The 13,670-nt window shown below is 37.6% G+C and carries 12 protein-coding genes and 1 pseudogene; 7 read left to right on the top strand and 6 right to left on the bottom strand.

What is annotated here, in order from left to right:
* Positions 1-84 precede the first annotated feature (84 nt).
* Positions 85-638: pseudogene (locus HWQ47_RS08545) on the top strand (IS6 family transposase); the annotation flags it as partial.
* Positions 639-815: 177 nt separating this feature from the next.
* On the opposite strand, the gene HWQ47_RS08540 reads toward HWQ47_RS08545, so the two are convergent.
* Positions 816-989 carry a hypothetical protein gene (locus HWQ47_RS08540; protein ID WP_269970729.1) on the bottom strand — a complete coding sequence of 58 codons (174 nt, stop codon included), beginning with the start codon at positions 987-989 and terminating at the stop codon, positions 816-818.
* Positions 990-1,050: 61 nt separating this feature from the next.
* Positions 1,051-1,245, bottom strand: coding sequence for a hypothetical protein (locus tag HWQ47_RS08535; RefSeq protein ID WP_269970728.1), 195 nt, complete (start codon positions 1,243-1,245; stop codon positions 1,051-1,053).
* A gap of 421 nt (positions 1,246-1,666) precedes the next feature.
* Between HWQ47_RS08535 and HWQ47_RS08530 the strand changes: the two genes are divergently transcribed.
* From HWQ47_RS08530 to HWQ47_RS08515, 4 genes are all read left to right on the top strand, one after another.
* Positions 1,667-2,914 (top strand): HlyD family secretion protein, encoded by a 1,248-nt coding sequence (locus HWQ47_RS08530; protein ID WP_269970727.1) that lies wholly within the window; start codon positions 1,667-1,669, stop codon positions 2,912-2,914.
* Positions 2,914-5,067 carry a peptidase domain-containing ABC transporter gene (locus HWQ47_RS08525; RefSeq protein WP_442802091.1) on the top strand — a complete coding sequence of 718 codons (2,154 nt, stop codon included), beginning with the start codon at positions 2,914-2,916 and terminating at the stop codon, positions 5,065-5,067. Before HWQ47_RS08530 ends, HWQ47_RS08525 begins: the two co-directional genes overlap by 1 nt.
* Before the next feature lie 222 nt (positions 5,068-5,289).
* Entirely contained in the window at positions 5,290-5,412 is a 123-nt protein-coding gene (locus HWQ47_RS08520) for a class IIb bacteriocin, lactobin A/cerein 7B family (RefSeq protein ID WP_269970726.1), read from the top strand.
* Positions 5,413-6,080: 668 nt separating this feature from the next.
* On the top strand, positions 6,081-6,263 hold the full coding sequence (locus tag HWQ47_RS08515) for a hypothetical protein (protein ID WP_269970725.1): 183 nt from the start codon (positions 6,081-6,083) through the stop codon (positions 6,261-6,263).
* A gap of 581 nt (positions 6,264-6,844) precedes the next feature.
* Here the strand turns inward: HWQ47_RS08515 and HWQ47_RS28060 are convergent.
* Together HWQ47_RS28060 and HWQ47_RS08505 are read right to left on the bottom strand one after the other, a co-directional pair.
* Entirely contained in the window at positions 6,845-6,958 is a 114-nt protein-coding gene (locus tag HWQ47_RS28060) for a recombinase family protein (RefSeq protein WP_442802092.1), read from the bottom strand.
* A 538-nt stretch (positions 6,959-7,496) separates the two neighbouring features.
* Positions 7,497-8,087: a TetR/AcrR family transcriptional regulator gene (locus HWQ47_RS08505; RefSeq protein WP_269971700.1), complete on the bottom strand. Its 591-nt coding sequence runs from the start codon at positions 8,085-8,087 to the stop codon at positions 7,497-7,499.
* A gap of 172 nt (positions 8,088-8,259) precedes the next feature.
* Between HWQ47_RS08505 and HWQ47_RS08500 the strand changes: the two genes are divergently transcribed.
* Positions 8,260-8,814 (top strand): beta-lactamase hydrolase domain-containing protein, encoded by a 555-nt coding sequence (locus HWQ47_RS08500; protein ID WP_269970724.1) that lies wholly within the window; start codon positions 8,260-8,262, stop codon positions 8,812-8,814.
* A gap of 102 nt (positions 8,815-8,916) precedes the next feature.
* Here HWQ47_RS08500 and HWQ47_RS08495 read toward each other — a convergent pair whose 3' ends face one another.
* A complete protein-coding gene (locus HWQ47_RS08495) occupies positions 8,917-10,695 on the bottom strand; it encodes a flavocytochrome c (RefSeq protein ID WP_269970723.1) in 1,779 nt (592 codons plus the stop codon).
* A gap of 472 nt (positions 10,696-11,167) precedes the next feature.
* Here HWQ47_RS08495 and HWQ47_RS08490 point away from each other — a divergent pair, with 472 nt between their 5' ends.
* Positions 11,168-12,067 (top strand): LysR substrate-binding domain-containing protein, encoded by a 900-nt coding sequence (locus tag HWQ47_RS08490; RefSeq protein WP_269970722.1) that lies wholly within the window; start codon positions 11,168-11,170, stop codon positions 12,065-12,067.
* Positions 12,068-12,159: 92 nt separating this feature from the next.
* On the opposite strand, the gene HWQ47_RS08485 is transcribed toward HWQ47_RS08490, so the two are convergent.
* On the bottom strand, positions 12,160-13,485 hold the full coding sequence (locus HWQ47_RS08485; RefSeq protein WP_269970721.1) for a sensor domain-containing diguanylate cyclase: 1,326 nt from the start codon (positions 13,483-13,485) through the stop codon (positions 12,160-12,162).
* Positions 13,486-13,670: the final 185 nt, after the last annotated feature.

The following is a 13,670-nucleotide window of genomic DNA, read 5'->3' as shown; positions in this document are numbered from 1 at the left end:
TGGTTATAATGCCGGTAAGCTAAGCTTACTGGCATTTTTTGTTTGGCAGCGTCCAAGCGATAGGCTCTGTCGCAAACTGATGAGTTGGCTTATAAACTCAGTTATCTTGAAATAGAGGAGATGTTTGCTAAGCGAAATATCCATTTTGACCACTCAACGCTAAGCCGTTGGGTTAACAAATATTCACCGCAACTCGAAGTGATATTCAGAAAAAAATACCGGGTATCAGACTCTTGGCGAATGGATCAGGCATACGTAAAAGTTAAAGGTCGCTGGGTTTACGATTATCATGCCATGAAAAAATACGGCGCTATTATCGATTTCTATTTGAGTGAAACCCGCGATGAGCCAGCGGCACGGGCGTTTTTCAATAAAGCTATCAACCAACATGGTTTACCTGATTAAGGTCGTCATTGATAAAAGTGGTGTGAATGCTGTAGCATTAGAAGCCATCAATACTCGTCTTTGATTATCTGGCCACATGCTATTCATCATTGAGGTTCTTGCCGTTAAATATTTGGAGAATATTGTTGAGCAGAGTTATCGAAAAGTGAAAGGTAAAATGCATCAATGTTTAGGATGGAAATCTTGGGAAGGCGCCGAATGGACACTCGTTGGAGTTGAGCTTTGGTCCATGATTAAGCAAGGACAAATGGACACCATTGAAAATATGACTTCATGGGAACAAGTTAATTCTTTAGTGGCCTAACCGTATCAGAGAGATCCATTCTCCTCAATTTATAGCTGCTCGATGTGAGTTTGCGACATAACTGTTGGCAAAAACAGCTGATAAAATAAAGTATTTCATTACCTGTTTAGGACTTTCCTGTTAAAAGATCTTTAATAAATAATAATATATAAGAAACCAAGAAGGATAAAAAGCCAATAAAAAACAAATCAATTACAACGATACTGTTATTTATTATTAATTGGTAAAAAATAACGCCAACTCTAACCCCTAAGCTAGATATTAAATGTTTTTTACCCATATAATTACCTTTATGTCAGTACACCTTGTTTTTTAGTATAAACAAGGTGTAGGTTTACTTGTTAACGTCTATCTTGCATCAGCCGAGCTCTATTTGTGGACCAATTTCCCCACGCTGAAAACCCAGAGTTAATACCAGAAGAGCCTCCTATACTTTCATAAATATAATTCCCGACTATTCCTCCAGCTACTCCACCGACAAATGGCCAAAACCCACCGTTCACTTGTTCTATTTTAATATCTTTTAATTCTTGCATTGTCTTACTCCTGATTGTTTTTACCAGTAATTCCCTTGTGATTTCACTAATACCACAGTTTGAACATTAACCACAGTTTGAACATTAACCACAATAAAAATATGAGTATTAAGGGTATTTACTTAACTTGAAGAACCTAACCCAACCCATCTAATTGTTTTCTATGGTTTATATCATATCACTGCTCTTTGGATTACTAAATGCAACTTGTTTTATATATTTATAAATGCAAGAAAACATCTAAATATGTAACGAGGTTGTCAGGTTATGAGTGTCGTTATTCGTAATGTGGAATAAGTTGTTGACTAAAATTTAATCACATGTTTTAAATGCATAACTGCCTACTTTGTATTGTCAGTAAATTGAATGTAATAACTCATTTATCAAGTCCATGATATGTTTTTGAGAATAAGGATGTTGTATGTCTGCATTCTTTCGTCGACAAGCTGTTGATGCACAGAAACAAAAGTTGCATGGTGATATTTCTTTAGCGCAACCTATCTCCATTTATTTTTCAACTTCCATTTTGTTAATCATTATCGTGGTTATTGTCCTATTCCTTTCTTTTTCTCACTACGCCCGTAAAGAGACCGTCCGTGGTTATTTAGTTCCAGATAAGGGATTGATTAAAACTTATGCTGATCGTAGTGGAAACATTGAAAAGTTACATGTCTCTGAAGGTGATAACGTTGAAGAGGGGGCTATTCTTGCAACGATTGTATTAAGACGAAGCATGCTATCAGGAGAAGAGCTAAGAGAATCCTTAATGGATGAGTTGAACCAACAGCTTAAGCTACTCAATACTGAAGAAGCTGTTAATAAAACCATGCAGTCAAATGATACTGAACGCCTTAATATGGAAATAACAGATCATTATGCTGCGCTTTCAGTATTAGACAATTTAGATATGTTGCTTGTTGATAAGTTACAGCTTCAATTTTCACAACAAACTCAACATGAAAAACTCTATAACGAGGGCTTTTTATCCACGCTTGATTATCAGACCCAACAAGAAAAACTAATTAATATTAGACAAGAAATTGAAAGCTTAAAATCGAATCAAGTACAAATACAAAGCCAGCTCAACACTGCTCGTGCCGCGTTAACGCTATTACCAAGCCAATATGCACTTAAGGACAGTGATAGAGCAAGACAACGATCGGAACTTCAGCGTCAAATTAATGAAACTGAAAACAACTATAGATATGTTATTCGTGCAACGGATGCAGGAACTGTCACTTCAATTCAAGTTGTAGAGGGTGAGTTTATCGTCACTAATCGCCCCTTAATGAGCTTGATCCCTGAAGGGGCTCAATTGGTGGCAGAGTTGCTTTTACCCTCTCGTAGTGCTGGTTTTGTTAAATCAGGTGATGAAGCTAGGCTTCGACTTGATGCCTTTCCTTATCAGCGCTTTGGTTTTTTGAGTAGCCGTGTATCTCGGATTGATAAAGCCTTGTTACTTGATGGCGAAGCAAGTGTCCCCGTTACATTGTCAGAGCCTGTTTATCGAATAAGAACACTATTATCAATGCAAAGTATGCTGGCTTATGGCGATCAATTCCCATTAAAAAGTGGCATGTTACTTGAGGCTGATATCGTACTCGATAGACGAAGTTTACTTGATAGGTTACTTGATCCTATTTACAGCTTACAAGGACGAGTTGGCTAATGAACGATACCTCACTTAATCAACCTAGCGATCCTTTAGAGTTATTAGAATTTTCAGGTAAAAAACGAGTCCCACTTATTTTACAAGCTGAAATGGCTGAATGCGGTCTTGCATGCGTGGCTATGGTCGCGAGTTATCACGGCCATAAACTTGATATGGCTGCCCTTAGAAAACGATTTACTGCTGATTTAAAAGGGATGAGCTTACAACAGTTAATCGCTCTTGCGGATAACTTAGGATTAGCCAGTCGCGCATTGAAATGCCCACTCGAAGATGTTGGAAGGCTTGCATTGCCTTGCGTATTGCACTGGGACATGAATCATTTTGTTGTGCTTACTGGAGTGACTAAATCTGGAGCCAGCATTAACGATCCCGCATTAGGTAAAAAGAAATTACCCTTTAAGGATTTTGCACAACACTTTACCGGGATCGCATTAGAGCTCACCGTCACTAAAGCGTTTGAACAGAAAGATGAACGCCAACAGATGCACTTATCGCAGTTGTGGAACAAAATGACGGGGATTGGTAAAACACTATCAGCCCTATTTGTTTTATCTGTTCTATTACAAGTATTTGCACTCGTTACCCCCTATTACATGCAATGGGTTGTTGATGAAGTCCTTATTAGTCAAGATAAACCACTGCTTATCGTATTGGCATTAGGCTTTAGCATACTCGCCATCATCAACGTTGTCACAACGGGGGTACGTAGTTGGTTGGTATTGAGGATTTCTAGTTTACTCAATATGCAAATGGGCGTTAATTTGCTTCGGCACTTACTTAGACTACCGATGAGTTATTTTGAAAAACGTCATATAGGTGCTCTAGTGTCACGTTTTGGATCCCTTGCTCAAGTGCGAGAGAGACTTACCACTGGGCTTGTTGAAACCGTTGTTGATGGTGTGATGTCAATAGCCGTTTTAGTGATGATGTTAATTTATAGCGTTAAATTGACTCTGGTTGTGGTTGCCGCTATCGCTATTTACGCTTTACTGCGTTTTGCACTGTATCGCCCTCTTCATCGTGCGACAGAAGAATCAATACAGGCCAACGCGAAGGAACAAACTAATTTCCTTGAAAATATACGCGGTATTCAGACCATAAAGCTATTTGCCTGTGAGCCACAAAGACAGAGTTTATGGCAAAACCGATACAGTGAAGTGATTAATGCAGATATTCGGCTAGGTAAGTTAAACATCAGCTTTGATGCGATGAATAAACTTTTATTTGGTTTAGAGAATATTATTGTCATTTACTTAGCTGCCACGGTGGTAATGAGTGGTGGGCTTACTATAGGCATGGTGTTAGCTTTTATTGCATATAAAAATCAGTTAACAGAGCGTGTAGCGAGCCTAATTGAACAGTTAATTCTATTTCGTATGTTGCGGCTTCATTTAGATCGTATCTCAGATATCGCTTTACATAAACAAGAAGTCAATCGTGAAGGGTTAACGCTTTTAACTCATGTTAAAGGTCAGCTCAGAATGGAGGGGGTGAGTTACAACTATGGTGAGAATGAACCTAATATCATTGATAACGTGTCATTTATCATTAATTCTAATGAGTCGGTCGCTATTGTTGGTGAGTCTGGCTGTGGAAAAACGACATTAGTTAAATTGATGCTGGGCCTACTCATGCCAAGTAAGGGGCGCATATTACTTGATGGGCAAGATATTACTCAAATCGGCTTAACCCAGTATCGCCAGCAAATTGCGGCAGTGATGCAAGATGACACCCTATTATCAGGCTCTATTGCGGATAACCTGACTTTTTTTGACCCTGAGCCTAATTATCTGCGGATGCAACAGTGCGCTCAAGTGGCAGCCATTGATGGTGATATCAGTAAAATGACCATGGGGTACAACACCCTTGTGGGGGATATGGGCAGTCAATTCTCAGGTGGGCAAGTTCAACGACTCTTGTTGGCAAGAGCACTGTACCAACAACCTAGTTTACTGTTTATGGATGAAGCGACCAGTCATCTGGACATTGAAAATGAAGCCAAAATCAGTGAGCAGATAAAACATTTGAAAATGACTCGAGTAATTATTGCTCATAGGCCAGAGGCCAGAGACCATAAAACAAGCCAAGCGAGTGCTGGTGATGCATCAAGGAAAGGTCTTTACGCAGGAGGAGATGCAACAATTAGTTGAGGGTGGAGGGTGGACAGTAGCAAATTTAAAAATGCAAAGAATTTTAATTGGTGAAGTATCTAGCAAAAAATACGAAGTATTTCATCAGTTAAAAGCAAGGGCGCGGCATCTTTAGCGGGAAACCGCCCCCTTGGTCTGTCGCTTAAGGTCTGGTTGCTCTAATCGAGAAGCTAAGTACTTAGGCAAACATAACGTTAAAGAGTTTAAATTAAGAAAGATATTATGCAAGAGTTAACAATGAATGAAATAGAGCAAGTGAATGGTGGGTGGATTCCCGTAGCAATATTTGCTGGCCGTGTAGCATTAGGCTGGGCTAGCTCAACACTTTATAATGACGCTTGGTAACAATAGCGTATAGTTGAATTATAGGGCTGATAAATTTCCAGCCCTACTTGTATCGACTTCTTTGATATATGTAGTTTATACATTTACGGCAGAAAGACTCTATGTTTACTTATGAGAAAAAATTGAACGTGAAAGAGGACATTATTGTATTTAGATATAAGATCGTTAGTGGGGAACTTTCCTGTAAGAAAGATAACAAGCTCATCTTCAAACAGTTTCTTTGGTTACCGTACAAAAAAATAAAACTTGTTATAGGTAAAGAAGAATATGAGTTAAAGACATTTTTATTTCCCATAAATAAAATATCACTTACCAAAGGTGATAGAATAATTTGCTCCGACTTATTCCCAAAACTAAAAAGATATACAATAATATCATTTACTTTAAGTACTATTAAGAAGGGCGCGATTATGTTGGCATTAACGTTTAGCTAATATTAAAACTTGACACATGCCATTTTGTGGGAGTGGTTTGTTTCAGAACTTCGCTTATCTATTAATCACATATTTGTAACACTTGAGTACCTTGTTATTGTAACTCTATGAAAACTGGTATAAGAAACTTACACTTTGAATTTTTTATTGTAGAGCTGTGGTTAGGCATAGAATGTGTAAAGAAAAAATATGCTTGGTTAATGAATATTACTTATAAATAATGAGGTGTATATTATGAAAGAAGACAAGTGTAATAGGGTGAGCGATAAAGTTAAGGACAATGTTGTAGAGCAGATTCTTCCGGTAGAATATGGTATGGCGGAGTCATTATGCGCTTCAAAACTATTATTATGTATGGTCGAAGTTGGGATGGTTTTTTTTGTTGGTTTTTTCTCTTTCTTATTATATATGGCATGAAGTGGTCAACTAAATCCTTCATTGTTCACCTTACTTGAGATATTTTATAAGTAGCTAACGTCTTATTCAATAGCAGCACTATAAGGCTCTTGTCTGCTTGATTATCTAGCTGAATTATCACTTTCACCCCATTGCTTTAAAAGAACATTTAAGATTTTTCTATGGATATCACTTAAAACTGCTCGATATAAATCTGCATTCCCATATTCTTGCATAGAAGGGAATGTTGTAGAACGAAATCAAGCGTCGAGAGTTCTCATAAGCTTTAGTATCTATAAACTCGTATGGGAGCTTACATAGCAGTATTTTTTCTAACAAGGATTGATCCCTGTTACCAAGTGCTGCTTTCCTAAGAACCTATGTGGCTACTTTCACCACACACGGTTCAAGCCTCATTACGATGCTCAGTAACCTCGCAAGGTACTGCCATAATATGTCAAACAGCAGAAAATTATATATTGAGCTTTACTTGTTCCAGTGCCTTTTTACGGAGGCAATTCCCAAACCTAAGCTTCTACTGCTTTAGATTGAAACAAGCCCTCTGCTTTCTTTGCTTGAACTGAAAGAGTTGTGGCGCGGGCTTATGGCCTACCCAGCTTCTTGCCTTGAGCTTTAGCTCGCTCAAGACCTTCTTTTGTTCGCTCTCTAATCCTGTTTCGCTCGAACTCCGCAAAGGCTGAAAAGATCAGCAGCATCAACTTACCTAAGCGCTTGAAAGATCTGCTACGGGGAGATCAAGACTGGCAACCTTGATGCCTTTAACTGTAAGCATTTAAATTGTGTTTTGTACGCCTATGTTATCTCGTCCTAAATGATCTAGCTTTAAGACAACCAACATATCGTCACTTTCCATCTGGTGATTTTTTAACAACTTGAACTTTTTGCGCTTCATCACTTCAACAGATCCTGAAACCGTTTCACTGATAGTACGGTCATCATCATTTGATACCACACTTTGATATAGAAAACAGGTATCAATATACGAATGTTTGTTGATACCTGCGTAGTAAAGCTTTGCCTAATATGACTTTAGATATACATGGGAATATGTAGAATCAACACCAATCAATAATACTCTAGTCATCTTAAGCTAGTACGACTAAGGCCCTTCAAAAAAGCCTGTTTATCCTTATAGAATCAGATGGCTCCTTTAGAGCAACTTTCAACTTATAAATCTCATAACCATTCATTGAGTTAGTATTTATGTATAGTCCCGCGATTATCTGTGACGATTCACAAATCTTGTGGTAAAGCCGCTGTGATTAGGCCGCGATTTAGCCTGTGTAATTGATCAATAAACTGATCAATATCATTTGCTGAAACCTGTTCCTTTAGTGCTTTAACTTGGCTATGAATATTTGCTGCAATGGCCAAACTAAGTATAGAAAATGGGATTGTAAGTGCTTTTGAACCAAACGCTTTGCGCAGGCTAGCTTCTATTTTCTTTTCAATTAGCAGGGTGATTTTATTGGTGGCCATTTCACGGTCTGCCCCTAAGGTATAGCCCAGTGAGCGGCGTAATTGACTATTGGTTTTCACCTGTTTGATAAATACCCTCAAGCTATCACCAGCCTGTTCAGCTAACCAATCGGACTCGGTTTGATAGTCAATCAACATTTGTTCAAATCGGCCCGAGTGGAGCAAGAGTAAAACATCCAACTTTGAACTGAAATGGCGATAAAATGTGCTTCGAGCAATGGCTGCGCGCCGCATTAAGTCGCCCACTTTAACTTGTTGATAGGTTACCGAACGTAAGCTTTGCATTAATGCAGCTACGATATTCTGTTTTGTCTGATCACCCTGCCCGACTTCACCTTGCTGCATCACACTTTGATCTCTATTAATTCGTTATAGAATATAGATAAGTAGGAGGCAATTTAGTTTCTCTTCAGCGGAATAAATTTAATTTATTTGGGACAGATCACCGTAGTTGTCTCTCCTTGGCATATGCTTGAGGGATATATCCTAACGCCACTATCAACCAAGTGGAATTAACATGAAATATCTATTCGCAATAAGTTTGAGCCTTTTCAGCGTAAATAGTTTGGCAAATATCGAACAGGCAAAGTTACCGCAAATGAGCAATATGTATAGCCACAATGATCATCTCATTAGCGCTGGTTTACCTAAGTCGAGTGATTACGCGCAGTTAAAGGTGGCAGGGGTGGATACGGTTATTAATCTTATTCCACATGATAGTGAGTGGGATCAGAAAAATGGATTTATTGCCGACCCCAAAAGTGCGCGTGCGAGTGGCTTAATTCATTACACCGTTGCATTTGAGTCGACTGCACCTGTTGCCACAATGGAACACTTTATTGCTGTGATGGATAGGTTATCTGTTGCCGAGCAAGATGTGCTAGTCCATTGTGCGGTTAATTGGCGAGCATCAGCCATGGTCTATTTTTATCATGCAATAAAGAATGGCAAAGCTGATAAATCGGAGTTGAAACCTTGGGGCGATCTGAATGCAGCTTTTGTTGAGTCCCCTTCGCTTAAAAACTTCTTTAATGTTATTGAAAAACATTACCAATTAACACCAGCTTTATAATAATTAATTCAATTAGGTTAATAACTGAGCTTAAAGTTCTAGGTGTATGACGGTAAAAAATAGAGCAAGCATAAAGCTTGCTCTATTTGAACCGATTACTAATTAGTTGCTTTTATTAATAATGTAATGTGCAGCTGACTTACCAGCTTGGCGGCCAAAGACAACAGTATCAGCAATCGCATTTCCGCCTAAGCGGTTTGCGCCATGAACCCCGCCTGTAACCTCACCAGCTGCGAACATACCAGGAATAACCTGGTCATTTTCATCTCTAACCTGAGCTTCTGGCGTTATTCCCACGCCTCCCATAGTGTGGTGAATAGCAGGAGCTGTATCAACAAAATATAATGGGAACTTAAGTGAACGTGCCATAAACTCACGCCCAAAATCTGGATCTGTTCCATCTTTTTGGTACATGTTGTATTGCTCAATAGATTCTTTTGCAACAGAAGGATCGATATTGACCTTCTTAAAATCATCATAGTTTTCAATTTTGGTGAGCATACCTAAAGGTTCAAGCCCTTTAACTTGACCGACTTCATTCATTATCGTGTCATCCCAAACTAACCAAGCACTTTTTTCTTTTAACTTCCAAATACATTCAGAAACTTTATCCCTAGGTCCCATCTCATCGCAGAAACGTTTTCCTTGGTGATTTAGCAAAATAGCTCCTGCTCCACGTATTGTCCCTGTAATTACTAGCACTCCATTACCAGCAGTTGGGAACGTTTGGATCTCTTTAAGGTCAACCATCTTCGCGCCTATCTCCTTAGCTAGACCAATACCATCACCAGTATTCCCTGGAGCATTGGTAGAAGGTGTGCCAAGCAAGTCAGGCCTGTATTGTGCAACTAACTTATTATTCCAACCAAAGCCACCTGTAGCCAATACAACTGTTGGAGCAGCTATGAAACGAAGTCCTGAGTGCTTGCCTTGTACGACAACTCCTGCAATTTCACCACTCTTAGCACGAACTATCTTCAATACCTTGTTATTGGTTTCTACTTTCACACCTAATGCATCTGAATTACGTTGAAGTACTGATATCAATTCAGGCCCATTTTTCTTACCTCCTGCTGGTCTATGAAGCCTGTCAGCTGTATGCCCACCTCCACGTCTAGCAGCTGAAAAGTCTCCTCCTAATGCTACCAACCAGCTAATCCCATCGGCACTATCTCCTGTCAGCTTCTTTACTAGCTTAGGATCATTAATATTGTGACCACCTTTCATTGTGTCGTTATAAAACTGCTCTACACCATCCTTATATCCTAAACGTGCCTGAGTTATTGTTTCAGCTGCAGAGTAACCACCTGCTGATAGTTGAGAGTTACCACCTATGTATGGTTGTTTCTCATAAATCACAATATCATCTAAACCAGACATCTTTGCCTGAACCGCAGCAGAGTATCCTGCGGAACCAGCACCAATGATAATCATCTGATGTGTTTCAACAGGTCCTGCCATGATCGCTTCAGTTAATTGCACTTGAACGACCTCATCAAATTTATTAGACGCTTCTAACTTGCCATGCAAGAAAGGCATTTCGAACTTTTCAGAGAAGCTCTGATGACAAGTGATACAGTTCATCACAGGTTCTGTATGACCTGAATGGCAAGAAGTACAGCCAATATCAACTAAATGATTATGATGAACGGATAAATCTTTCTCCTTTAACTCCTGCGTAGCCATGGCATTTAGATCTCCGTGACAAGAAACACATGCTTGATCTTGTTCAAGCTGACTATCTTGAATGTTATCTACTCCTGTTGTGTGACAATCTTTACACTCAATGCCCGACTCATTATGAAATTTGACAAGATTATCTGCAGCATGAGCAGAAAAGCTTGCACAAATAACTAATGACAATAATGCTATTAGTTTCATCAACTTACCTTTTAAATAGTATTTTTATAAATAGAGCTAAAAAACTTATTGTTGTTCTTAGAAAAAGTAGTAACTCAATAATTAAGAAACCATTATTGTCGTCAGATCCTCCTTCCCATTGATAAATGAAAAGGCAAAAAAGAGTAAAGCACGTAAAAATGTATACAATTAAAACGTAAAGCACTCATTACCAACTACTACTTTCTAGTTAGAACGCTTGAAAGATAATAAATTAAAAAGAATTTTATAATGAGATCTAAATAACATTTACGGCACACAGTTAAACATTAACATACATCAAAGTAATTAAATTAAACTGACAAATAAACGGTTTATTTTAATTATCCTGTCAGTTTAGTTATTTTGATTAAAAATAGAAAAACTAAACTGACAAGGCAATAAACATAAGTAATTAAAATGAACTGACAGTTGATTTTAATTGACATTATTACTTTCAGAAGAATCGAATAAAATGAGAACACTCCCACCAATAAAATCTATCATTTACTTTGAATCTGTTGCACGTTTTCAGAGTTTTAAATTAGCGGCAGCCGAGCAAAATATTACACCCGGTGCAGTAAGTCATCAAATAAATAAACTAGAAGAGTTTATAGGGAAATCTCTTTTCATTAGAGGAAATAGACAGATACAGTTAACGAATTATGGCCTTAGGTATTACTCAAGGATCTCTATAATCCTCAAGAATATCGAAGAAGCTACTATTGATCTTGGAATTGAAGGTAAAAGACCAAAAATTAGGATTGCTGTACCGCCATCTCTACTTAAGAATTGGTTATTGGCAGTATTAATGAATGACGCAAAGTCAAACATCAACAGCAACATCGAGTTTGTTGATACACTAGACTACTTAGATTTTTCAAAATCAGACTTAGATTTAGCTATTCGATATGGTTACGATACTTGGGAAAATATGTACTCGGTTCATTTATTTGATGAGACCATGATTCCCGTTTGTCACCCAGATTACCTGAAGGACAAAGGACATCACTTTGATCAAGAAACTATCGATAAAAGTACACTGATCTATACCAATAATCGACTAGTGCAATGGGATATTGTATTACAAAGGCTGAATCTATTAAGTAACAACTTAACACAGCAAAAACTAACTTTTCAGAACTCTATCCAATCCATTGAAGCAGCAATGCAAGGCGGAGGAATAGCCTACGTAAATAGCATTCTGGTACAGACAGAATTGAATAATGGACGGTTAATAAAACCTTTCAATATAGAGATACCGGATCATAAATCTCCGTCTTATCACTTAGTGACGACTTATGAAAAAATGCAGCATGAGTCTACCGCCAAAATGTACTATACGATCTTGAAAAACTGTAAGCACAACGCTTAATCAAGCCAGCCTCGAATACTATCAGTAGAAAAACTTGTTCAAACTATCTAGGTAAATGTACCTTTCAATTTATCTAGATAGCGTAGTGAAAACTAGCTAACATAAACACGATCCCTTCCCTCTTGCTTAGCTCTATACAAAGCCTTGTCAGCTAAAGTCAGAGCACTCTTTATCTCGTTAGTATCTCGGTAACCTGCAATACCAACACTTATTCTCACCTCTACACTCAAGTTCTCAACTACAAAGTTGCCCCTTGAAACCATTAATCTTAATTGATCGCATACCTCTTTAGCTTGTTCAGTTTTTGTTGCGGGCATTAGCAGTATAAACTCTTCCCCTCCACTTCTACATAAGGCGTACTTATCTGAAACTTGCTCTCTACAAAAGTTAACAAAGCCTACCAAAATTTCATCACCAACATCGTGGCCATACGTATCGTTGATTTTCTTAAAAAAATCGATATCTAAGATAGCAACAGAACCATAATCCACTACGTTATGGAAAGTTTTAATTCTGTGTTCAAACCCGCGTCTATTCAGCAAACCGGTTAAAAAATCAGTATGAGCCTCGCTCTCAAATATAATTTTTTGCTTCTCACTAGCTTGATATTTTTTAAAGTACCTTATAGGTAAAAGTACTAATAAAAACAGGGTTAACAGTGAGATATATACTAAAGTTTTAAAATAGATATCTGAATTACTTTTAGATACAGTTAACTCCCACCTAGTGTTGAAAACACGAACCACACCTTTTAATGGTAAACCTTCCAAGCTTCCTTTTGAAGTTATCAGCTTTTCATTCCCCCCCTTACAATCAGGGTTGTAACCTAAGACTAAATAGCTATCAACACCATGTTTTGATAGTACATTATCCACAACATCAATTATTGATTCTAAATACACTATTGAAGATATAAATCCCCAAAATCCATTATCCGTTCGAACCGTTCTTCTAACAATAAAAGCTTGCTTTCCATTCTGAACTAATTTGACTGGGCCGATAATGATGACATCTTTTTTTGATATTGCCTCCATGCTGCCTAACTTTCTGTTTTCATCACTTAGAATATCATGTCCAATTGCATTTTTATTATCATCATAAGGATAAACATAAGACACTACGCCATTTGGCAGCAGGAGTATTGAATCTACATGACTATAGCCTTCAAGTAGTTTTTTAGCTGCTCGATTGAATTTTTTTAATGTGAAATTTTCATCCTCAGAAAGTTCAATCATTTCCTTTAATACTTCAGATGAAATCAATGCACCATTAAAAATGATCTCTGCTGCTTTATTTAAATCAGTAATAGTATTAGATAAACGTTCCTCATCTTTCACTTTACCTAATGAGCTGGTTATAAAATAAGAAATGAAAATAAGTATCATTACAAAGATAAACGCAAATACTTTATTTAACATTTACAATTACGCACCACATAGTTAAGCATAGCCTAATCAAGCTATCACTCAATAAATAAAAGATAGAAACATTCATAATAAAGTTGAACTACGATTTTTACCTTACTCATATAAGCAGGGTGCGCATTATACATACAACCAAACTATTGTATATATATCAGTAATGTAAATATAAGATTCTGTAA

It is taken from the genome of Shewanella sp. MTB7 (assembly GCF_027571385.1).
Lineage (GTDB): Bacteria > Pseudomonadota > Gammaproteobacteria > Enterobacterales > Shewanellaceae > Shewanella.
This window is presented reverse-complemented; position numbering and strand designations above follow the sequence as displayed.